The organism is Stenotrophomonas sp. KH_036_B (assembly GCF_057839485.1).
This window is the reverse complement of sequence record NZ_CM174491.1, coordinates 4,417,595-4,438,777: the sequence shown is the minus strand read 5'-3', so window position 1 is coordinate 4,438,777 and position 21,183 is coordinate 4,417,595. Positions and strand designations below refer to the sequence as shown.

18 protein-coding genes are annotated in these 21,183 nt (G+C 70.3%); 10 read left to right on the top strand and 8 right to left on the bottom strand.

Features of this window, described 5'->3' with window-relative positions:
- Window positions 1-68: 68 nt before the first annotated feature.
- Together AC3ITN_RS19575 and AC3ITN_RS19570 are read right to left on the bottom strand one after the other, a co-directional pair.
- Window positions 69-818 (bottom strand): MlaE family lipid ABC transporter permease subunit, encoded by a 750-nt coding sequence (locus tag AC3ITN_RS19575; protein WP_313344990.1) that lies wholly within the window; start codon window positions 816-818, stop codon window positions 69-71.
- Complete coding sequence (locus AC3ITN_RS19570; RefSeq protein WP_489391603.1) at window positions 818-1,606, bottom strand: ABC transporter ATP-binding protein; 789 nt, start codon at window positions 1,604-1,606, stop codon at window positions 818-820. The genes AC3ITN_RS19575 and AC3ITN_RS19570 overlap by 1 nt, the downstream gene beginning before the upstream one ends.
- A 223-nt stretch (window positions 1,607-1,829) precedes the next feature.
- Here AC3ITN_RS19570 and recC point away from each other — a divergent pair, with 223 nt between their 5' ends.
- Genes recC through recD form a run of 3 tightly spaced genes read left to right on the top strand, consistent with a single transcriptional unit; the run spans window position 1,830 to window position 10,731 of the window.
- The gene (recC, locus tag AC3ITN_RS19565; protein WP_489391602.1) at window positions 1,830-5,177 is read left to right on the top strand and encodes an exodeoxyribonuclease V subunit gamma; all 3,348 of its coding nucleotides are present in this window, start codon (window positions 1,830-1,832) and stop codon (window positions 5,175-5,177) included.
- Window positions 5,174-8,827 (top strand): UvrD-helicase domain-containing protein, encoded by a 3,654-nt coding sequence (locus tag AC3ITN_RS19560; protein WP_489391601.1) that lies wholly within the window; start codon window positions 5,174-5,176, stop codon window positions 8,825-8,827. The genes recC and AC3ITN_RS19560 overlap by 4 nt, the downstream gene beginning before the upstream one ends.
- A complete protein-coding gene (gene recD, locus AC3ITN_RS19555; RefSeq protein WP_489391600.1) occupies window positions 8,824-10,731 on the top strand; it encodes an exodeoxyribonuclease V subunit alpha in 1,908 nt (635 codons plus the stop codon). Before AC3ITN_RS19560 ends, recD begins: the two co-directional genes overlap by 4 nt.
- A gap of 13 nt (window positions 10,732-10,744) precedes the next feature.
- On the opposite strand, the gene AC3ITN_RS19550 is transcribed toward recD, so the two are convergent.
- Complete coding sequence (locus AC3ITN_RS19550; RefSeq protein WP_489391599.1) at window positions 10,745-11,140, bottom strand: hypothetical protein; 396 nt, start codon at window positions 11,138-11,140, stop codon at window positions 10,745-10,747.
- Window positions 11,141-11,544: 404 nt separating this feature from the next.
- On the opposite strand from AC3ITN_RS19550, the gene AC3ITN_RS19545 reads away from it, so the two are divergent.
- The 7 genes from AC3ITN_RS19545 (at window position 11,545) to AC3ITN_RS19515 (ending at window position 15,305) form a co-directional block, all read left to right on the top strand.
- Window positions 11,545-12,132, top strand: a complete 588-nt coding sequence (locus AC3ITN_RS19545) for a helix-turn-helix transcriptional regulator (RefSeq protein WP_313344976.1) — start codon at window positions 11,545-11,547, stop codon at window positions 12,130-12,132.
- 135 nt (window positions 12,133-12,267) lie between these two features.
- On the top strand, window positions 12,268-12,762 hold the full coding sequence (locus tag AC3ITN_RS19540; RefSeq protein ID WP_313344973.1) for a DUF2589 domain-containing protein: 495 nt from the start codon (window positions 12,268-12,270) through the stop codon (window positions 12,760-12,762).
- Between the two features lie 74 nt (window positions 12,763-12,836).
- Complete coding sequence (locus AC3ITN_RS19535; protein ID WP_313344971.1) at window positions 12,837-13,481, top strand: DUF2589 domain-containing protein; 645 nt, start codon at window positions 12,837-12,839, stop codon at window positions 13,479-13,481.
- 99 nt (window positions 13,482-13,580) lie between these two features.
- Complete coding sequence (locus AC3ITN_RS19530; protein ID WP_313345251.1) at window positions 13,581-13,838, top strand: hypothetical protein; 258 nt, start codon at window positions 13,581-13,583, stop codon at window positions 13,836-13,838.
- Between the two features lie 35 nt (window positions 13,839-13,873).
- A complete protein-coding gene (locus AC3ITN_RS19525; protein ID WP_489391598.1) occupies window positions 13,874-14,299 on the top strand; it encodes a hypothetical protein in 426 nt (141 codons plus the stop codon).
- A gap of 1 nt (window position 14,300) precedes the next feature.
- On the top strand, window positions 14,301-14,492 hold the full coding sequence (locus AC3ITN_RS19520; protein ID WP_489391597.1) for a hypothetical protein: 192 nt from the start codon (window positions 14,301-14,303) through the stop codon (window positions 14,490-14,492).
- Window positions 14,493-14,546: 54 nt separating this feature from the next.
- Window positions 14,547-15,305, top strand: coding sequence for a hypothetical protein (locus AC3ITN_RS19515; protein ID WP_489391596.1), 759 nt, complete (start codon window positions 14,547-14,549; stop codon window positions 15,303-15,305).
- A 56-nt stretch (window positions 15,306-15,361) separates the two neighbouring features.
- Here AC3ITN_RS19515 and AC3ITN_RS19510 read toward each other — a convergent pair whose 3' ends face one another.
- From AC3ITN_RS19510 to AC3ITN_RS19490, 5 genes are all read right to left on the bottom strand, one after another.
- Window positions 15,362-15,862, bottom strand: coding sequence for a lysozyme (locus tag AC3ITN_RS19510; RefSeq protein WP_313344961.1), 501 nt, complete (start codon window positions 15,860-15,862; stop codon window positions 15,362-15,364).
- Between the two features lie 65 nt (window positions 15,863-15,927).
- Entirely contained in the window at window positions 15,928-17,148 is a 1,221-nt protein-coding gene (locus tag AC3ITN_RS19505; protein WP_489391595.1) for a hypothetical protein, read from the bottom strand.
- A gap of 83 nt (window positions 17,149-17,231) precedes the next feature.
- Entirely contained in the window at window positions 17,232-17,969 is a 738-nt protein-coding gene (locus tag AC3ITN_RS19500; RefSeq protein ID WP_489391594.1) for a hypothetical protein, read from the bottom strand.
- Window positions 17,970-18,043: 74 nt separating this feature from the next.
- Complete coding sequence (locus AC3ITN_RS19495) at window positions 18,044-18,994, bottom strand: 2OG-Fe dioxygenase family protein (RefSeq protein WP_489391593.1); 951 nt, start codon at window positions 18,992-18,994, stop codon at window positions 18,044-18,046.
- Window positions 18,995-19,135: 141 nt separating this feature from the next.
- Window positions 19,136-21,181, bottom strand: coding sequence for an FUSC family protein (locus tag AC3ITN_RS19490; protein WP_489391592.1), 2,046 nt, complete (start codon window positions 21,179-21,181; stop codon window positions 19,136-19,138).
- Window positions 21,182-21,183: the final 2 nt, after the last annotated feature.

The following is a 21,183-nucleotide window of genomic DNA, read 5'->3' as shown; positions in this document are numbered from 1 at the left end:
GTCAGGTGCCTGGACAGGTATCCAGGCGGGATTCTTTACTGGGATGCGTACCGACCTACGGTCGACACCTACTGGAACATCATTGCCGACAGCACGAAGTTGAACATCAGCACCAGCAGCGAGGCATTCACCACCGCGCGCGTGGTGGCCACCGAGGTGCCTTCGATGGTCGGTTCGGCATGGAACCCGACATACGAAGCGACCAGGGCAGCCGTGCCGCCGAAGATCGCCGACTTCAGCATCGCCACGCCGAAGTCGTCCCAGAAGTCGACGCTGTTGCTCAGTGCCGACCAGAACACGCCGTTGTCCAGGCCCAGCACGTGCACGGCCTCGAAGTAGCTGGCGCTGATCGCCAGCGAACAGAAGATGCCGGTCAGCAGCGGCACGGTCAGCACCGCCGCCCAGAAGCGCGGCGCCACCACCTTGGCCACCGGGTCGATCGCCATCAGCTCCAGCGCCTTGATCTGGTCGGTGGCCCGCATCAGCCCCAGTTCGGCGGCGATCGAGCTGCCGGCGCGGCCGATGAACAGCAGCGCGGTCAATACCGGTGCCAGCTCGCGGTACAGCGACAGGCCCAGCAGCGTGGACAACGCATCGGCGGCGCCGAACGTGGTCAGCGTGCGGTAGCCCTGCAGGGTCAGCACCAGGCCGACAAACGCGCCGCCCACGGCAATGATCGGCAGCGAACGCGCGCCGATCTTGTAGATCTCGCGGGTCAGCTCGGCCAGGAAGTCGGCGGTGGGCAACGAGCCGCGCAGCACCGTCAGCGAGAACAGGCCGGCGCGACCGAGCGAGCGGGTGGCTTCAACAAACGGCATCAGGCCACCTTCGCGCGGGGCGCGGCATCGAACGGGATCGGGCCGTCCGGCTGCCCGTGCAGGAACTGGCGCAGCAACGGGTCCGGGCTGGACTCGAGCGCCGCCGGGGTGCCCTGGAACACCACGCCGCCATTGGCAATGGCGATCACCTGGTCGCAGATGGGCAGGGTCTCGTGCACATGGTGGCTGACGATGATGCTGGTCAACCCCAGGCTGTGGTTGAGGCGCTGGATCAGGCTCATGATCACGCCACTGGCGATCGGGTCCAGGCCGGTCAGCGGCTCGTCGTAGATCATCAGCGGCGGGTCCAGCGCCAGCGCGCGGGCCAGCGCCACGCGCCGCGCCATGCCGCCCGACAGCTCGCGCGGCCAGGCATCGGCCGCGGCCAGCAGGCCCACCGCGTGCAGTTTCATGTCCACCAGCCGGCGCAGCACCGCGGCCGGCAGCTTGGTATGCGTGCGCAGCGGCAGCGCCACGTTCTCGGCCACGGTCAGGTCGGTGAGCAGGCCGTTGCCCTGCAGCAGCACGCCCACGCTGCGGCGCATCGCGCGCAATGCGCTGCTGCCGGTGGGAATGGGCTGCCCGAACAGGGTGACCTCACCGGCCACCGGGCGCAGTTCGCCGGTCAGCGCTGCCAGCAGCGTCGACTTGCCACTGCCGGAGGGCCCGAGCACAGCGGTGATGCTGCCGCGTGGAACCGACAGCGAAACGTCGCGCAGGATCGCCCGACCGCCGCGATCGATACGCACGTTGCTCAACTGGACCAGCGGTGCTTCGGAAGCCGTCATGGGTGCCATTAACAAAATTCCAACAGTCGTAAGATCGTGGTGAGCGGCTGAACAAAACCGAACTGGACCGTGCAGTATTGTCGCATGTCGCAGCGGGGGCCTCGGCGCGCCCTGTCGCAGACGCCTGCAACACAGCGTCCGCCCACCCGTACACAGGCCGGGCGCTGCGCGGCGGTGGATCCCCGCTCTACCTGCTTTGGGCGCGCTGCGGCACACTGCCGCGATGACAGACCCCGCTTCAGACTTCCGCCTGTACCACTCCAACTCACTCGACGTACTGGCCGCCCTGCTGGCCCGGACGCTGCGCGAGCCGGTGGCGGGGCAGTCGATCCTGGAGCCGGATGTCGTGCTGATTCCCCAGGTGGCGATGCGGCGCTGGCTGCAGTCCACCCTGGCCGCAGAGTACGGCATCGCGGCCAACCTGGCGTTCCTGACCCCGGGCGAGTTCGTCGCCCGCGCGTTGAATGCCAACGTACCGGGTGAGCATGACGACCTGACGGCCGCCGCCCTGCACTGGAAGCTGTACGCGGCGCTGACCGACCCGCAGCTGATGGCGCAGGCGCCCCTGCGCGCGCTGCAGGGCTATCTGGCGCAGCCCGATCCGCTCAAACCGTGGGCGCTGGCCGCCGAGCTCGCGTCGGTGTTCGAGAAGTACCAGGCCTGGCGGCGCGACTGGCTGCTGCGTTGGGAGGCCGGGGCCGACCCGCTCGATCCGCAGGCAATCCTGTGGCGACACATCGGCAGCGGCCACCACTACCGCGCGCGCCGCATCCACGCCTATCTGGAGCGGTTCGAAGGCGCCGCCCGCCCGCTGCCCGCCGGCCTGCCGCCGCGCCTGTTCGCCTTCGCCACCTTGAACGTGTCGCCCGACGTGCTGCGCGTGGTGGCCACCCAGGCACGGGTGGGCACGCTGCATTTCTACCTGCCCACGCCGACCCAGTCGTACTGGGGTGACCTGCAGACACTGGGCGGAAAGCTGCGCAGCGGCGCGCTCGATCCGTTCGGCGACGCCACCGGCGAGAACCGCCTGCTGCAGGCGTGGGGAGCGGCGGGGCGCGACTTCATGGCGGTGCTGGGCAGCTACGAGGTGGTGCATCCGTCCGGCGAGATTGCCGCCTACGACGATCCTGAGGATGACGCGCGGGCGGACATGGCGTCTGGCGGTTTGTCCGACAGCCTGCTGCACCGCCTGCAGCGCGATCTGTTCCACCGCCGCGCGCAGCCGGCCGGCCCGCTTCGTCCCGCGCTGCGCTACGACGACCCCAGCCTGCAGGTGCATGCCTGCCACACCCGGCTGCGCGAACTGCAGGTCCTGCATGACCAGTTGCGCGGCCTGCTGCAGGACCCGCGCTTCGATCCGCCGCTGCAGGCGCGCGACATCGCCGTGCTGGCCCCGGACATCGACCCCTACGTGCCGTACCTGGAAGCGGTGTTCGGCGGCCGCAGCGGCGGTGAAGACCACATTCCCTATGCGCTGGCCGATACCAGCCCGTTGGCCGGCGAACCGCTGGCCGATGTGTTCGTGCACCTGCTCGGCCTGCCGGTGTCGCGCTTCGGCTTGAACGAGGTGCTGGACCTGCTGGCCAGCGAACCATTGGCCGAAGCGGCCGGGCTGGAAGGCGATGCGTTCGACCGTCTGCACACCTGGCTGCAGGCGGCAGGCGCGCGCTGGGGACTGGACGCCCAGCACCGTGCACAGCACCAGGCACCGGTGGACGATGCCTTCACCTGGCAGTTCGCACTGGACCGGTTGCTGCTGGGCCATGCCAGCGGCAGCGACGGCGAGATCGCCGGCGTCGCGCCCTGGCCGGAACTGGAGGGCAGTGCGCTGGAAGCGCTGGACCGCCTGCTGGCCCTGCTGCGCGTGTTGGCTCGTTACCAGACCCTGCTGGGCGAACACCTGGCACCGGCGCACTGGCGGCAGCGGTTGCTGGCGCTGCTGGATGCGCTGCTGCCCGAGCCGCCGCAGGCGGCCAACGCCCAGCGCGCGTTGGAGCGCCTGCGCAAACTGATCACTGAATTTGCCCGCGATGCCGCCCAGGCCGCGTTCACCGGCGTGGTGCCGCCGGAGGTCGTGCGCGCGCACTTCGCCGGCGTGCTGGCCGAGGCCGACACCCGCGCGCCGTTGCTGACCGGCGGCGTCAGCTTCGGGCGCATGGTGCCGATGCGGCTGCTGCCGTTCCGGGTGATCTGCGTGCTGGGCCTGAACGATGGTGACTTCCCGCGCCGCGACCCGGCTGCCGGACTCAACCAGCTCACCGCCGAACTGGGCACCGACAAACGCCGCCACGGCGACCGTTCCCTGCGCGAGGACGACCGCTTCCTGTTCCTGCAGCTGTTCGCGTCGGCGCAGGATGTGTTCTACCTGAGCTACCTCGGTGCCGACCCACGCGATGGCAGCGTGCGCGAACCGTCGGTGCTGGTCAGCGAGCTGATCGATGCCGCCGCGGAGTACCACCTGTCCCCCGCAGACGTGGCGCGGCAGATGACGGTGCGGCATCCCCTGCAGCCGTTTGCTCCGGCGGCGTTCGGCGGCGGCGATGAGCCGCGCCGCTTCAGCTACCGCCAGCAATGGCACCCGGCCGCCGGTTCGATGGGCGCGGCGCGGCGCGCGCTCGCACCGTGGTTTGCCCAGCCCCTGCCGGCCCCCGACACCGTCACCGCCGACACCGAGCTGAGCCTGGATGCGCTGCGTCGCTTCCTGACCGATCCGGCCAGCCAGTTCCTGTCGCAGCGGCTCGGCCTGCGCCTGCCCGATGAGCTGGACAGCGCCGAGGACGTCGAACCGCTGGTGATGGCCGCCCGCGGCGGCGACAAGCTGCTGCTCCAGCAGGCGGTGATCGAGGCCACGCTGGGCGAGGACGACGCACCGCTGTACCCGCGCCTGCGCGCACGCGCGCTGCTGCCGTCCGGTGCGCTCGGCGAGCGCCAGTTCGAGGTCCTGCAGGCGCAGACCCAGCCCTATGCGCAGGCGCTGGCGGGCTGGCAGGCCGGCAGCGTGGCCGACAGCCGCCGCTATGAGGTGGAGATCGATGGCGTGCGCCTGCATGGCCGCGTAGACGGTGTGCACCCACACGGCCTGGTGCGATTGCGCCCCGGTCCGCTCAACGGCCGCGCGGCGATCCGCCAGGGGCTGGACTGGCTGCTGGCCAGCGCGGCCGGCGACGGGCTGCCGCTGGTGCAGTTCCACGAGGCGGGCGATGACGGGCTGGGCCCGCACGTGCTGCCGCCGCTGGATCCCGGCCAGGCCCGGCAGGTCCTGCGGCGTCTGCTGCAGCTGCGCGGCGAAGGGCTGCGCGCGCCACTGCTGTACGGGCCATCCACCGGCTGGGTGCTGTACACCAGCGCCGAGGCCAAACGCGAAACCGAGGGCTGGGCGCAGTGGCATGGCAGCGACCGACGCTGGGGTGAATCCAGTGGTGCCGGCTACCAGCTCGCACTGCGCGGCCGCGATCCGTTCGCCAACGCCGACAGCTACCGGCAGCTGCTGCACAACAGCTTCGTGGTATTCACCGCGGTGCGCGAAGGCCGGGTGTTCGCGGGCTTCCCCAAGGAAGGAGACATGCAATGAACGGCCTTCCCCTGCCCGCAGACCCGTACCTTGACCTGCCGCTGGACGGCGTACGCCTGATCGAGGCCAGCGCCGGCACCGGCAAGACCTTCACCCTGGCCACGCTGTTCACCCGCCTGGTGGTAGAGAAGGGCTGGCGCATCGGGCAGATCCTGGCGGTGACCTTCACCGACGCCGCCACACAGGAACTGCGCAAGCGCATCCGCGAGCGGCTCGCGCTGGCGGCGCGGCTGGTCGAGCGCGCGCCAACCGACGACGACGCCCCCGAGGTGACGCTGACCCTGGCCATCCTGCAGCGCGAGCTTGCGCGTGGCCTTGAACGGCCCGCGGCCCTCGCCCGCCGGCTGCAGACCGCCGCCGATGAAATCGACCTGGCCTCGATCTTCACCATCCATGGCTTCTGCACCCGGGTGCTGCGCGAACATGCTCTGGAGAGCGGGCATACCTTCGATCCGCCCACCCTGCTGCCCAGCGAACGCGAACTGCTGGACGCGCTGGCCGCCGACCTGTGGCGGGTGCATGCCAGCGACGCCGCAACGGTCGACGCACTCACCCTGCTGTGGTCCAGCCCCGAGGCGCTGGCCGCCGACCTCGCCACGCTGGTGAAACCGCTGCCGCTGCTGCCCGACGTGCCGCGCGGCCAGGAGGATGATCCGCGCCCGGCGCATGAGGCGGCGGCACGCCAGTTCGCCCGTGATTACCGCGAGCACGGCGAGGCCTTCCTGGGGCAGGTCTGCGCCGCCGTGGAGAACAAGGTGCTCAACGGCAACAGTTACAAGCTGGCCTGGCTGGAGCCGCTTGCCGTGCTGCTGCATCGCTGGGCCGCCGGCGACGCGCCGGCCGACGCGCTGGTGCCGGAGCTGGAGCGGTTGCGCCGGCTGGGCGTGGAGCCGCTCACCGCGCGCACCAACAAGGCGCATGCCGGCAAGACCCCGCAGTCGCCCGTGCAGCATGCGCTGGCGGTGTACCTGGCCACGGCCGATACGGTAGCCCAGTGGCAGCGCGCGCAGGCCATCGCCTTCCTGCACGGGCTGCGCGAACAGGCGCGTGCGCGATTGGCCGAACTCAAGCGGATCGGCCGCGTCCAGACCTACGACGATCTGATCGACGGCGTGGCCGATGCGCTCGACGGCCCGCACCGCGCGGCCCTGGTGCAGCAGCTGCGCGCCCAGTACCGGATCGCGCTGGTCGATGAATTCCAGGATACCGACGACCGCCAGTGGAGCATCTTCCAGCGTGTCTTCGGCGATTCGGAGCAGACCCGGGAGGCCGGCCTGGCACCGGCGCTGTTCCTGATCGGCGACCCCAAGCAGGCCATCTACGGGTTCCGCGGCGGTGACATCCATACCTATCTGAAGGCCAAGCGGCAGGCGGACGTGGCACCGGCGCTGGACCGCAACTTCCGTTCCCGACCCGCGGTCCTTCACGCCATCGAAGCGCTGTACGCCAACGCGGGCGAGGCCGCCTTCCTCGAAGCGGACATCGCCTTCGAACCGGTCCATCCCGGCAACACCCGGGTGGATGCCGATTTCCTGCGCGATGGCCAGCCCGCTCCCGGGCTGACCGTGCGCGTGCTGCACAACCCCGACGGGGGCGCCTTCAAAGTGGACCCGTCGCGGCAGCAGGCCAGCGATGCCTGCGTGGCCGCGATCCACCAGGTGCTTGCCGAGGCCCGCGACGGCCGCGCGCTGCTGCGTGGCGTGCCGGTGCAGCCCGGCGACATCGCCGTGCTGGTGCGCTCGCACCGGGAAGCCACGCGGATCCAGCAGGCGCTGGGTGCGGTCGGCATTCCGGCCGTGGCCGCCGGCAAGCAGAGCCTGTACGCCACCGTCGAGGCGCATGACCTGCGCCTGCTGCTGCTGGCGCTGCTGCAGCCGGCCGACGAAGGACGGCTGCGCGCCGCGCTGTCCACCGTGCTGCTTGGCGAGGATGCACACGGCATCGATGCGATGGAGCGCGAGGGTGACGCACAGCGCGGGTTCCAGGTGCGCCTGCTGCTCTGGCGCGAGCGCTGGCAGCGCGGCGGGCCGTTCGCGGTGATCGCCGACCTGTGCGCCGAGCATGCCGAACGCCTGCTTGGCCTGCTCGACGGCGAGCGCCGGCTGACCAATTACCTGCAGCTGGGCGAGCTGCTGCAACAGGCCTCCGCGCATACCCTGGGCATGCACGGCCTGCTGGACTGGCTGCAGGTGCAGATGGCGCATGCCGACCAGGATGACGAACAGCAGCTGCTGCGGCTGGAATCGGATGCACGCCGGGTGCAGATCATCACCCTGCACAAGAGCAAGGGCCTGGAATATCCGCTGGTGTTCCTGCCGTTCGTGGGGATCGACAGCGGGGGCGGCAGCGGCGACGCGCACTGCACCGTGTACGCCAATGGGCGCCGCGAGCTGCATTGGCGACTCGACAAGGACGAGGCCTGGAGCGCGGCCAGCGAGCGCAGCGCGCAGGAGCAGCGTGCCGAAGACGCGCGCCTGCTGTATGTCGGGCTGACCCGTGCCGAGCACGCGGTGTGGATCGCTGTCGGCGACCTGGCCGGACTGGCCAAGACCCGGTTGGCCCCGATGCTGTCGGACCTGGAGGCGCTGCGCGCGCATGCCGACATCGCCGTGGTCGACGGTCCGCTGGCGCCGCGCCCCGCGCAGCTGGCGCTGGAGCAGGAAGGCGAACTGCCGCCGGTGCGCGCGCTGACCCGCCGCGTCCCGCACGACTGGTGGGTATACAGCTTCACCCAGCTGGCCCACGCCGATGCGGGCCACGACACCGACGCTGCCGCGACCGAGGTGCCCGCGCCCGCCGCCGATGAGCCGGTGGGCACCGAGCCCGGCGCGGAACTGGAGCCGGCGGCACAGGCGGGCGACGCGGTGATCGATCCGCGCTTCATGGGCAGCCGCTTCGGCAACGTCCTGCACGATGCGCTGGAAAACACCGACTTCGCGCAGTGGGCCGGTTGGCAGGCTGGACAACCGGCACCGGGCGAGCAGGCCCAGGTCCTGCGCACCGCGTTGGGCGATGAAGGCTATGCCGACGAGGACCTGGACGACGGCGTGGCGGTGCTGACCGCGCTGGTCGGGCAGACACTCACCGTGCCGTTGCCGGAAGGCGGCGCGCTGTACACGCTGGCGGCCACGGCACGCCGCGCTGAAATCGAGTTCCACTTCGCGATGCAGCCCACCGCGGTGCCCGCACTGCTCGACCTGCTGCATGCACACGGTCTGGTCCGCGATCGCCGTGGCTTCGGCACCCGCCGCCGGCTCGAGGGGCTGATGACCGGCAAGATCGATCTGACCTACGTGCGTGGCGATCGCTGGTTCGTGCTCGACTACAAATCCAACCGCCTGCCCGGCTACGACGCGGCGCAGCTGGCCAGCGCCATGCAGCACAGCGAATACGACCTGCAGGCGCTCATCTACACCGTGGCGCTGCACCGCTGGCTGCGCTTCCGGCTGGGCCCGGTCTACGACTACACCCGCGACATGGGCGGTATCCGCTACCTGTTCTGCCGTGGCCTGGATGCGCGACGCGACGACAGCCCGGGCGTGTACGCGCATCGCTTCGACCCCGCGCTGGTGGACGCGCTGGATGCGCTGTTCGCCGGTGGCGAAGTGGCGCAGGCGCGCATGGCCGCGCGGGCATGGGGTCACGCATGAGTCTGCTCACCACCCTTCACCGCAGCGGCGCGCTGCGTACCCTCGACCATGCCCTGGCGCAGAGCCTGCGCCGGCTGCGACCGGACACACCCGATGCGGTGCTGGTCGCGGCGGCGCTGGCTTCGCTGGCCGTCTCGCAGGGCCATGCAGGACTGGACCCGGCCCAGCCCCAGCGCCTGGTCGAGATGCCGGTCGAGTGGCCGCCCGCCGACGCCTGGCAGGTGCAGCTGCAGGCCTCGCCGTGGGTGGCGTGCCCGGACGCAGTGACCGACGTGGCCGCCGATGCGCCGCTGGTCCTCGAGAACGGGCTGCTCTACCTGCGCCGCTACCGCGAGTACGAGCGCCGCCTGGCCGAGGGCCTGCAGCGCATCGCCACGCACGCGCTGGCCCAGCCCGATCCGGCGATGCTGCAGGCCTTGTTCGCCCAGTTGTTCCCACAGGCGCACGAGGGCATCGACCACCAGGCGCGCGCCGCCGCCGTCGCCCTGCGCCATCCGCTGGTGCTGGTGACCGGCGGGCCGGGCACCGGCAAGACCACCACCATCGCGCGGTTGCTGGTGCTGCTCGCGGCGCAGGCGGTACAGGCCGAACAGCCGCTGCCGCGGGTGGCCCTGGCCGCGCCAACCGGACGGGCCGCCGAGCGCATGGCCGAGAGTCTGCGCCTGGCCGTGCAGCGGCTGCGCCTGTTGGGCATCGCCCCGGCACTGTGCGACGCCATGCCCAGCACCGGCACCACCCTGCATCGCCTGCTCGGGGTGATTCCCGATTCACCCCGCTTCCGCCACCACGCCGACAACCCGCTGCCCTTCGACGTGGTGGTGGTGGACGAAGCCTCGATGATCGACCTGCCGCTGATGACCAAGCTGGTCGACGCGGTGGCCGCTGGTACCCGGCTGGTGCTGCTGGGCGATCCCGACCAGCTGCCGTCGGTGGAAGCCGGCGACGTGCTCAGTGCGATCCTGCGCGCCAGTGGCGATGGCCTGGGCACCCAGGCCGACGATGCGCATGCCCTGCAGGCGCTGTTGGCGCCTGCGGTGCTGCAACCCCGTGCGTCCGCGCGCGCCTTCGCCGGCCGGCGGGTGCAGCTGCAGCGCGGCTATCGGCAGACCGACGCGCTCGACCTGGCCCCGCTGGCGCAGGCCGTGCGGGCCGGTGACGGCGACAGCGCGCTGGCCCTGCTGCGTGGCGGACGCCTGGCCGGTGTGCATTTCCATGAAGACCAGAGTGATCCGCTGCAGCAGCACCGCGACCCGCTGCTGGCGCACTGGCGTGGGCTGGGCGCGGCGTCGGACCCCGCGCAGGCGCTGGCCGAGGCCGGCCGGGTACGCCTGCTCACGGCCGTGCGCGAGGGCCCGCAGGGTGCGCGCGGCCTGAACGCCCGCATCGAAGCGATGCTTGCCGGCGTGCCGCGGCCGGGCATGGCACCCGGCTACTTCCATGGCCGGCTGCTGCTGGTCACGGAGAACAGCTACCGGCATCGCCTGTTCAACGGCGATATCGGCATCTGCCTGGCCGACCGCAATGGGGCGGTGACGGCATGGTTCGCCGGTGACACGCCCGATCAACCACGCGGCTTCCACCCCGGTGCCTTGCCCGCACATGAAAGTGCGTTCGCCATGACCGTGCACAAGGCGCAGGGTTCGGAGTTCGATACGGTATGGCTGCAGTTGCCGCGTCGCGACAACCGCGTGCTCTCGCGTGAGTTGATCTACACCGGCATGACCCGCGCGCGGCAGTCGCTGCATGTGCTGGGCAGTGCGGATGTGTTGCAGGCCGCGCTGGCGCGGCATGCCAGCCGGTTGTCCGGGCTGGCGGTGCGCCTGGCCGGCAGTGCGGTGGCGCCCCATACGGCCGCGGAGGACGCAGCCGCAGAGCCGGCCCCTGCGCAGGGCCAGCTGTTCTAGCGTCGGCTGCGGCTTACTCGGGAATCAGCACGGTGCCGTCGGGGAAGACGATCGCACCGTCACCGCTGACATCGAAGAAGCCCAGCTGGTGGGCATTGGCGAGCACCTGCACCAGGCCATGCGCTTCCTCGGCCACGTCATCGGCGAAGGACGCATAGATCACGTGGTTGCCCACGCTGTAGTCGGTGACCTGCGGCCGGTCATCCTCGTCATCGGCGAGCGGGCCGCTCAACGGCGGGAAGTGCTCGATGATCGCGCTGAACCACGCCTGCAGGGCCGGGCCGGACACGGCCGGATCGTCGTACTCGTGCGTCTCGTTCCATTCGGTCTGCGCGTCGTACCACTCCAGGAACGCGGCAGCATCGCGCGGTGCCACGGCGGGGTCGAACACCATCAGGTCGTAACTCATCTTGGATCACCTTGTCCCATGCGCAAATGCATGCGGCAGGATACCGCTCACGCGGCTGTATCGGGCATGATGTGTGCTACATCTCGCTTCTCGAGTGAGATTCATCACACTTAATGGGCTGGCGCTGTACACCGCGCGCCACAGCCGATCCAGTATCACCCTCACGCTGCCGATACGAAAGCGCCCTGCAACGATCCGACAAGGATCTGCAACGCGGCGCCACATCTGCACGCACCGCTCCGGTTACACCGGTACGCGTAGCACTGCGGCGACGCTATCCACCCTTTCCGCCGTAGGGGAATCCACGCTGTCGCCCTTCACCGGGGATTGAACGCCGTCGCGCGTCGGCGGGGAGCAAGCGGGTGCATCGGCGCGGCATTTCAGCAGAAGGAGGCGGCACGGCTATGGACGTACTGGAACGCGGTTTGGAGCTGTCCGCCCGTCACCGGCATGAGGTGGCGGGAGGACCGGGAAGCACAGACGATGGCGACGGTCGGTTGCTTGCATGGAGCCTGGCGCTGCTCTCGCGCATGGGCCACTGCAGTTGTCAGGGATGCGTGGAGGTCGATGCGGACACGGCATGGGACGCGTTGCTGGCACGCACACGGATCCGTCCGCATGGCACGGCGGCGACGCGGCTGGTGGAACGTGCGCGCGACTGGATCGAACATCACGCCGACGACGAAGACCTCTCGGTGGACCGGTTGGCGTCGGCATTGAACATGTCGCGCACCAGCCTGCACCGCAAGCTGGTGGCCAGCATCGGCCATCCACCGGGCGAACTGATCCGCACCGTGCGCCTGCAGCTGGCGCAGCGCCTGCTGCGCGAAGGCGAGGGCAATGTGTCGGAGGTGGCGTATGCGGTGGGGTTTGTCAGCCTGTCCGGCTTCAGCCGCGCCTACCGGCACCACTACGGCGAGCCGCCCTCGAGCATGCGCGGTGCGTGCGCCGCGATCACGCCGCCGCGCACCCCCCGTGCAACGCGCGGATAACACCGCGCAACACCCCGCCGTACGCCGGTACGGGGCGGCGGCTATCAATGAACACGTGGACCACGACCAACGATCTGCGCCTCTCGCGCATCGCAGGTATCCACGAACCGGAGCGAGGGCGAGATGAGCGGAACCATGTCATTCCACACGTTGATCGAAGCGCTGGCCGGGGCCGTCATCGAGGCCCAGGACAGCATCGAGATGCACCAGATTTCCCACCTGCGCGATTACTTCGACGAAGACAACCGACCCAGGAGCGTCACCATCCGCATGCCCTCCCTGCACCCGCAGGCCGAGGACGGCGATGAGGACCTCTACCGCGCGCCGCTGTTGCCGCTGGTCTCCACCAACAACCTGCGCATCCGGGAGGTGGAGATCAGCTTCAACGCGGACCTGGCGGAACTGGGCGCCGAGGATCCGTACCCACCTGCGCCGGGTGCGACGGACGCCTGGGAGTCGCCGCGGCCGGCGGCGCGACATGTAGGACTGGATACCGGCCGCGGCAAGGGCGTGGGCAACGTACACGTGCAGCTGCGCGTGGAAGGAACCGAGCCGACCGATGGTGCGGCGCGGCTGATGAACCACCTGGCGCAGAGCCAGGGGGTGTTCAAGACCATCAAAGCAACGTGATCCAGCAGCACATGCAACGACCCGGTCGCGTGATGCGGCCGGCGTTGTCCACCTCTCTTCTGGAGTGAACTGCAATGTCCAACGAACTGGTCAACATCTCCAGTCAGTTCAAGGGACTGCCGATGAGCGACCTCATCGGCGGCCCACTGACTGCCGCCTGCGATTCGCAGATCAAACTGGCCCAGGCCACCGCCAGCTTCATCCGCTCGGTCGGCTTCCTGCCGCCCACCGACCCGGCCAACACCGATCCGAATGCGGTCGGCGGTACGCGCACCGCGTTGTTCCGCTTCAAGCGTCCGGTCGACAACCTGGATCCGGCCACCAAGGCCGCGCAACCGTTCTCCGAGGAAGAAGTCGAACTCGAGGTGCCGTTGCTGGCCATCGTCAAGGTGCCCAACCTGAGCATCTACACCGTGGACATCAACTTCGAGATGGAAGTGAAGTCGTCGTTCTCGGCCAAGGAAAGCCAGGACTACTCGGCCGGCATGCAGGCGGAAATGAAAGTGGGCTGGGGCATCTTCTCGGCGAAGGTGAACATCCAGGGTTCGGTGGCCTCGCACAAGGAGAACACCCGCACCTCGGACAACTCGGCCAAGTACACGGTGGCCGTGCACGCCGAGGACAAGGGCATGCCTGAAGGCCTGGCACGCGTGCTGGACATCCTCCAGACCGCCGCCGCGCCGCGGAAGATCGGGCCGCCGGTGCCGGTGCCGGCCTGATCGGCAGGTACACGGGTGCCGTCCAGCACCACCGCGGAATGACCCGTCGCGTCCCTCGGGCGCGGCGGTTCCGGCATGTCCAGCGCAGGGAAGACCCGCATGTTCGATCTCAATGACGTGAAGTACGTGAAGCGCATCGTCGTCGGCAGCAACAACCCGACCCAGATGTTGACCGACGCCGACCTGGCCCAGGCCCAGGACCTCTTGAACCGCTGCCTGAGCGACACGCCGAAGGGCTCCATCCTCGGCATCGAGCGCAGTTTCACCATCCTGCAGATCGGTGAGCACCAGGTGGTGCTGCAGTGGCTGGCCTACCACGTGGGCTTCCCGCGACGCCCGGTCTGGATGGCCGACTGACATGGCCAGGCGCACGCCTCCCAGGAGCAGGGCCCATGGCCGACCACCGGCTTGACGATCTCATCCACACCCTGGCCTCGGCGCTGGTGCATGGCCGCACACAGGGTGCGCGCGCGCACCTGGCCCGGCTGCAGGCGCGGCTGGGCAGCGGCCAGACACTGGCGGTAAGCACGCTGGTGGATGGGTGCTGGCACTCGCACCCGGTACCGCTGGCCGAGCTGGTCATCCCGCGCGGGGTGCTGGCGACCTGCCTTGAAGTACAGATCGACTGCCGCCTGGAAGAACTTGACGGTCCCGACGGCGCGCCGCCAACGCTGGCGCTGTGCCCGTGCACGGAGCCGGCCGATCACCTGCTCACCATCTGCCTGCGTGGCGGCACGCCGGTCCACGGCGAGCTGCTGCTCGACGGGCAGCTGCTGCGCCACTTCAGCGTGGAACCCCACGCGATCGAGGAGAGATGACATGGCCCGACCCGAGCGCCTGCGCCTGCTGCTGTCCAGCGACGATGCCCGCCAGGTGCAGGAGTGGATGGCGCCGCTGCTGGCCCGCCGCCGTGCGCAGGCGGCCGCCCGCCGTCGCCGTCGCCGGCAGCGCCTGCTGGCCTGCCTGTGGCTGGTGGCGTTGGCCATCGGCCTGATGACCCGCTATTTCTGAGCGTCCGCCCGGCCGAGGGCCGGCGTGCGTGTCCTTTCCACCCAGGAGTACGCCATGAGCACCCACCCCGTTTCCTCCCGCTGGGGCCTGCTGGCCCTGTTCGCGCCGCTGCTGGCGCAGGCCCAGGCCCACCCCGATGCCGCCACGCCCACCCCATGGGCCGGCGCCGACATCGTTGACGCGCGTCCGTCGTCGGTACGCCTGCAGCCGCAGCCCGGCAGCGATACCGTGCAGATCGCCTTCGGCCAGCCGCGCCACTGCCGGCTGGAGGCGCGCCCCACCGACAGTGAGGCGGCCCCGCTCCGCTATGACGTCACCGGCAGCAGCGGTGGCCGCTACTGCAACCAGTGGGTCCCCGGGCGGATGACGCTCGACACCGCTGCATCCCCGGCCCGCCTGCTGCTGCGTAGCGGTGGGCGCGAGGTGACCGTGCCGCTGTGGAGCGTGGGGCAGGGGCTGGCCACCGATACGCTGAACCCCACGCTGGCAGGCCGCTGGATCACCACGGTGCAGGCCAGCGACGGCGCGGACGTGGACATGGCGGTGCAGCTGGTCGGTCGTGACCCCGGCGACACCGGCAGCAGCCTGGTCTACGCCAGTCCGCGCAACTGCCGCCTGCCGCTGCGCTTTGAAGGCAACGCCGCCGATGGCGCGTGGTTCGCGGTACTGCCCGGCAATGGCGGCGCGATCTGCGACCGCCTGGTGGGCCGCTGGCTGGTGGTGCAGGCCCGCGGTGAGGGCATCGCCGTCCGCATCGATCCGGCCAACGGCGAGTGCGCACCCGGCTGCCTGCTGGCGCGCGCGAAGCACTAGGCAGCACGCGGCAACCGCGGCCCGCGCGTCCGTCCTGGACGCGCGGGCCGTTCGTTTTACCAATGCGTGTAGGCGCCGGTGCTGTACATGCGCCACTCTGCCGCACGCCGGTTCACCAGTCCCCTCATGACCTTGCCCTGCGAACGCGTCCACGCCATCCACGCCGCCTCCAGGCTGGCGAAGGTGGTGACCGCACGCGGGTTGTTGATCATCTTGACCACCGACGACCGCGCGAAATTGCCGCCGCCGATGTTGTAGCAGAGGATGACCAGTGCATCGAACTGGCATTGCGACACCGCGGCGGTGATGCCGCGCGCGACGGACTGCTCGAACGGCACCAGGTCCTGGCGCAGCAGCTGTTCGGCCTGTTCCAGGCTCACGCCGCCCGCCAGCCGGTCCCACTCGCCGCGACCAATCAGGTGCCCATAGCCGACGGTGGCGCCGGGCACCCAGGCGGTGATCGGCCGTCCGGTCTGGTCGTCATACGGCTGCAGCCGCTGTCCCTCCACATGTTTGAGCCATTCCACGCCCTGCGGGCTCAGTGTCATTGCGTTCATTGCGGATCCTCGTTGGTCTGGCGCATCCAGGAGAGGTCGCCACGCCGCGTCGCGGCGCGGGGTGTTCAGCGGCGGTCGGGCAGCTTGAAGCCGATGTAGGTGCCGGAACTGAGGCCCATCAGGCCGAGCAGGGTCGGGCTGAGCTCGGGCATGCTGAGGTTGTTGTAGACATCGGACAGGAAGATCACGCCGAGGATCAGGGTGAAGGCGAAGATCTGGAAGCGATCGAAGCGGTAGCCCTGTGCATCCGACAACAGGTCATGCAGCAGGCCCTGCGATATCGCTTCCGGTGCCTGCGCATGCAGCGTGCGCAGCTGCTGGTCGATCTGCGCCACGCGCTGCCGTGCCGCCTGCTGGCGGGTGCGTGCGTCGACGTCGGCATCGGCGTCCTGCCACCGGCTCCGCGCGCCGAGCTGCGGCACCAGCTGCTCGCGTTCGGCCAGCAGGCCGCCTTCGCGCGCGTCCTGCGCGGGTGCCGCGCCGGCGTCGATCACCGCTTCGCTCAGCGCCGTGCCCGCGCTGATGCCGAGCAGGGCCAGCAGCGAGGGGTGGATGGTGTCGGTGGCGTCGGTGACCAGCCAGATCGCGGTGTAGGACAGGTAGATGAGGAAGAACCAGACCGCCATCTGGAAGCGGCCCAGGTCGTACGGCTGGGTCGCTCCGGGGCCGGGCTTGCGGATGATGCTGGTGGTGCGCGCCAGCTGCACGAACACCACCAGCGTCACCACCACCAGCGCCAGCGCGATGCCGCCGTACACCGGCGAGATCACCGTCAGCTGCACGCGCTGGCCACCGGTCAGTGCGGTATCGAACGGCGAGCCATCGGCCGGCCCGACACTGAAGGTCACCGGGCGGCGCAGGCCTTCCGGCGCACCGAGCAGGTCCGTCCAGACCGCGCGGTTGTCGTCGCTGATGCGCAGGTGGAACATGAGCCGCCCGTGCACCAGGTCGATGGCCTCGGGCGTGTTGCCGGTGATCGCACGGCCGTCGATGAAGGGCACCAGCTCCCGGGGATCACCCTCCATCGCCCACTGCGCCAGCTGGTCCACCTGCACGGTCAGCGTGTAGTCCAGCTCGAGGTGGCCGTGCAGCGCGACCACCCGCGGCGGTGCCTCGCCGGCGTGTGCCGCCGGCGCGGGCGCGAACAGGGCCAGCAGCAGTGACAGCAGCATGGCCACCAGCACCGCCAGGCCGCGCAGCAGGGCGGCGATGCAGTGTTGCCGGTAAGCGCGAGCGCGCTCGTCCGGGTCGGTGGGCGGCGGAGAACGGGAATCAGGGGTGTGCATGCAGCCTCCGTGGCAACGCGCAGCGGCAGCGCTGCGCAGCACAGGTATAGGGCGGCGGCGAAGATGCGATGCGGCGCGGTGTTTCAGGGAGTTGCCGGCTCGTTCCGGCGTTTCGCCCGCAGGCGCGCCGCCGGCGCCGGACGCGGTGCATGCGCCGGTTCGGCGGGCACCACCACCACGCTGGAGGCGGTGTACGGGAAGACGCCCAGGTCCGACACCTCGCCTTCGCCGGATTCGGGAAACACATGGCGGCGATGCCCGGCGATCACCCGTTCAGTGGTGATCTGCTCGGCGAGTGCGGCCATCCGCAGCGGCTGGGCGAAGACCTCCACACCGATATCCAGATGCCCCTGGCCGCGCAGCGGCTGCACGAAGACCAGCTCCACGGTGCGACCGGGGTCCACCGCATGCCAGCCCGAGCGGCTGTCGTCGAACGCGAAGCGCGCGCTGGCCCCGTCGCGGGCGGGCTCCAGGTTAAACGGGCGCAGCCCGATGGGCAGTGGCACCGTCGCCTCGCGCAGCAGCGAGTTCTGCAGCCACGCGGCCTGCACGCCGTCTTCGGCGGCCATGCCGATCTGTACATCCAGCACCGCGAAACTGAGCTCGCCGACGTTGGTGATGGTGATGGTGCTGCGGCTGTCCACGCCGCCGTCGGCGCGGTGCTCCAGTTCGGTGGCGATCGACACCGAGGCCAGCGCGCGCTGCTGCTCCCACAGCACCGGGCGTGCCGACATCCAGGCGTCGAGCGCGATCACGAACGACACCCCGGCAATGGTCAGCGGCAGGGCCTGCTCGGCCACCAGGTGCAGCAGCTTCAGCATCCGCCCGCGCCACGGCGATGGGGCGGGCCGCCGTGCGCCTGCCCCGCCCGCTGCAGGCCGCGTGACACGGGCCTTCATGCCGGCGCGTCCGCCAGCACGTGGGCGTCGATGCCCAGGATCATGCGCTGGCCGGACTGGCCCGCGGTGGTCGCGCGGATCGGTGACACCTCATGCCACAGCGGCGATCCGGCATCGGGCTGGAAGATGCCTTCGCCTTCCTCCAGCGCGTGCTCCAGCAGCACGGCGCCGGCACTACCGCGACGCACCCGCGACAGCCCGCCCTGGATGCCACGGCGTCGCACCACCAGCGCCGACACGATGTAATCCGCGCCGTCCTGGTGCAGTCCCTCCGGTGCCGGATCGGCCGCCGTGTCACCGTCGGCCAGGGTCAGCATCTGGTGCACCGCCATCTCCAGCGCGGTGGCACCGCACTGGGCGTGGATGGTTTCGGCAATGCCGGCGACAAAGCGCAGCATGTCCGGGTGGTAGGTCAGTGCCGTCGGGATCGCGGCGAAGTGGCGCACGGCGGTGCGCCCGGCAACGGCCGGCTGCTCGAAACGGGTATCGGCCAGGGGCTGCAGCTGCCAGCAGCGGGTGGCCTGGCGGCGGAGCCGGTACTTGCGCAGGCTGCGCCGCCGGTGCGGGCGGATCCGCAGCAGCGCCTCGCGCAGCACGCAGGGCAGGGCCGCCAGCAGCGCTGTCCACGACGGGTCGGTGGCGTCGCCGGCGCAGGCATCCAGCAGGCGACGCTGGCCGCCGTCGAGGATGCTGCGGTAGCGCTCCAGCATCTGCCGGCGCCGTCGCGCCACATCCCAGGTATCCCACGGCAGGGAGTCGGCCTGCGCGGCCAGCACGTCGAGGAAGGCCGGCGGCAGGCCAAGCTGCTCCATCCGGAACAGGCGCGGTGCGCAGCGTCGCTGCGGCATGCGCGGCAGTGCAAGCCCCAGGCAGTGCACCGGGTGCAGGGGCGGCAGCGGATCGTTGGCGGGGGAAGCGGCGGCAACCGGAACGGCGGGGGCGTGCATGTGCGTTCTCCGTGGGAAAACACCACGGACCGCATCGGTGCCGGGTGCACCTGCTGTATAGCCACGGCGCCTCCCTGTCATCGCGCGTGCGGTTGCACGCGCTTGTCGCGATCAATCAACGCGGCGGCTAGCCGCCGTCGCTCACGGTGCGGCGGGCAGGGAGGCCGGCGCCAACGCGTCGCCGGCCGGCGCGCGTTCGGGGAACAGGCCGTAGCGCAGCCCCAGCACGCCCATCAATGCCTCGTCGCGGGCCTTGCCGGCATCCACCGTCTGCACGCGCGTGAGCGAGGCATCCAGCTTCGCCTGCAATGCCGGCGGCGCGGGCAGCGGACGGCGCTGGGCCACCTGGGCGCGGTAATGCGTGGCCACGTCGGCCAGGATCGCGTCGATGGCCTGCGAACTGGCGGGCGGCAGTCCATGCCGCGCCCGGCGCAGCTGCAGGATGTTCAGACCGATACGCGCTTCAGTGAGCATGTCCACCGAGGCGATGTCGCTGCCCTCGGGGGTGGCGGCCAGGCGCGGGGCCAGCAGGCCCAGCAGGTCCAGCATGCGCGCGGCGAACTGCTGGCGGTCCTGCTGGCCACGGCCCTCGGCGGCGTCGGCCAGCGTGGTCCAGCCCTGGCGTACCAGCCGGCGGGCGGTCCACTCGGCACCGACCGAGCGGAACAGCCGGGTCATCACCACCGCAAACCCGATCCCGATGAACATCGCCACCGAGGAGTTGATGAAACTCTGGATGTTGGCGCTGTAGGTGTTCTGCACGTTGAGCAGCGCCACCAGGTTGACCGTCAGCGGCAGCCCGATCAGCGCGGTCTTCGGCCGGTGCAGCAGCAGGCCCAGCGGCAGGAAGATCACCGCCAGTACCAGAGCCAGGCTGCCGAAGTCGTGCACCGCCGGGAATACGCCGAACAGGTACACCGCCGCCACCAGGCTGGCCACGATCGCCCACAGCAGGAACTGCAGCATGCTCGGCGCCGGGTCGTCCTGCGCGGCGAAGAACGCCGCGGCCACCGCGGCCATCATCGCGCCGTTGCCACCGCCCTCCCAGCCCAGCCCGATCCACAGCGCGCAGTAGGTCATCAACGCCACCCCGGCACTGGCCGCGGAGAACAGCGCCATGCCGTAATCCACGTGGCGGGCAGCGCCCAGGCGCTTGGCGTTGATCCGGTAGTGCGCGGTGTCGCGCGGCGCGCTGCCGTGTTCGATGGCCTCATGCAGGGTGGCGCAGTCCTGCCACAGGTCCACCAGCTCCTCCAGCCGCAGCAGCAGGGTGACCAGCAGCAGGTGATCCAGCTCGCCATCCACGACCGGCTTCAAGGCCAGGATGCGTGCACGCAGCGTGGCGTACTCGCTGGCGGTGGAGCGGCCCGGCCGTTCCAGCCACTCGGCGATGTCCTCGACCAGCGCTTCCAGCCCGGGCGGCAGCGCACGGCCACCGGCACGCAGCGCACCCAGCCGGTCGGCAATGGACGACAGCACCGGCAGCATCAGCAGCATGCGCTCGCGCAGCCGCTCCATCGACACCGCCGCGCCGGCATGGCGCGGATCGTCGCGGCGCAGGAATTCGATCAGTGCCTCGAACTGCACCAGGTCGGCGGCCAGCCGGTTGCGCGGGCCATGCGCGCGGCCGCGCAGCAGGATCTGCCGGCACCACTGCGCCGCATCGCCCATCCAGCTGCTGATCCGCGCATTGAGCATCGGCCGCGCCGAGGTCGGGAAAAACAGCGAGGCGAACAGCACCGCCACCACCGTGCCGAGGATGATCTCCTCGCTGCGCGCCACCACCGTGTCGAAGATGGTGTCCGGCGAGGTCACCGCCGGGAAGCCGATGAACGCGGTGGTGTAGCCGGCCAGCAGGAACGCATAGCCGCGCGGGCCACGGTTGAGCAGCGCAATGAACAGACAGGCCGAAAGCCACAGCGACATCGCCGCGCTCAACAGCAGCGGGGTCTCCACCAGGTGCGGCAGCATCCACAGCGTGGCCGCCCCCGCAATGAGCGTGCCGACGATGCGGTACACGCCCTTGGCGCGGGTCGGGCCCAGCATCGGCTGGGTGACGATGTAGACCGTGGCCATCGCCCAGTACGGGCGCGACAGGTTGCCGGCCAGTCCGATGTACAGCGCGGCGAGCGCGGCCAGGAAGGTCTTCACCGAGAACAGCCACGCCTGGCGGTCGAGCAGCAGCATGG

Bases quoted from the DNA above. Each gene is read 5' to 3' on its own strand.
- AC3ITN_RS19575 (WP_313344990.1), bottom strand. From the start codon at position 818: ATGCCGTTTGTTGAAGCCACCCGCTCGCTCGGTCGCGCCGGCCTGTTC.
- AC3ITN_RS19570 (WP_489391603.1), bottom strand. From the start codon at position 1,606: ATGACGGCTTCCGAAGCACCGCTGGTCCAGTTGAGCAACGTGCGTATC.
- recC (WP_489391602.1), top strand. From the start codon at position 1,830: ATGACAGACCCCGCTTCAGACTTCCGCCTGTACCACTCCAACTCACTC.
- AC3ITN_RS19560 (WP_489391601.1), top strand. From the start codon at position 5,174: ATGAACGGCCTTCCCCTGCCCGCAGACCCGTACCTTGACCTGCCGCTG.
- recD (WP_489391600.1), top strand. From the start codon at position 8,824: ATGAGTCTGCTCACCACCCTTCACCGCAGCGGCGCGCTGCGTACCCTC.
- AC3ITN_RS19550 (WP_489391599.1), bottom strand. From the start codon at position 11,140: ATGAGTTACGACCTGATGGTGTTCGACCCCGCCGTGGCACCGCGCGAT.
- AC3ITN_RS19545 (WP_313344976.1), top strand. From the start codon at position 11,545: ATGGACGTACTGGAACGCGGTTTGGAGCTGTCCGCCCGTCACCGGCAT.
- AC3ITN_RS19540 (WP_313344973.1), top strand. From the start codon at position 12,268: ATGTCATTCCACACGTTGATCGAAGCGCTGGCCGGGGCCGTCATCGAG.
- AC3ITN_RS19535 (WP_313344971.1), top strand. From the start codon at position 12,837: ATGTCCAACGAACTGGTCAACATCTCCAGTCAGTTCAAGGGACTGCCG.
- AC3ITN_RS19530 (WP_313345251.1), top strand. From the start codon at position 13,581: ATGTTCGATCTCAATGACGTGAAGTACGTGAAGCGCATCGTCGTCGGC.
- AC3ITN_RS19525 (WP_489391598.1), top strand. From the start codon at position 13,874: ATGGCCGACCACCGGCTTGACGATCTCATCCACACCCTGGCCTCGGCG.
- AC3ITN_RS19520 (WP_489391597.1), top strand. From the start codon at position 14,301: ATGGCCCGACCCGAGCGCCTGCGCCTGCTGCTGTCCAGCGACGATGCC.
- AC3ITN_RS19515 (WP_489391596.1), top strand. From the start codon at position 14,547: ATGAGCACCCACCCCGTTTCCTCCCGCTGGGGCCTGCTGGCCCTGTTC.
- AC3ITN_RS19510 (WP_313344961.1), bottom strand. From the start codon at position 15,862: ATGAACGCAATGACACTGAGCCCGCAGGGCGTGGAATGGCTCAAACAT.
- AC3ITN_RS19505 (WP_489391595.1), bottom strand. From the start codon at position 17,148: ATGCACACCCCTGATTCCCGTTCTCCGCCGCCCACCGACCCGGACGAG.
- AC3ITN_RS19500 (WP_489391594.1), bottom strand. From the start codon at position 17,969: ATGCTGAAGCTGCTGCACCTGGTGGCCGAGCAGGCCCTGCCGCTGACC.
- AC3ITN_RS19495 (WP_489391593.1), bottom strand. From the start codon at position 18,994: ATGCACGCCCCCGCCGTTCCGGTTGCCGCCGCTTCCCCCGCCAACGAT.
- AC3ITN_RS19490 (WP_489391592.1), bottom strand. From the start codon at position 21,181: ATGCTGCTGCTCGACCGCCAGGCGTGGCTGTTCTCGGTGAAGACCTTC.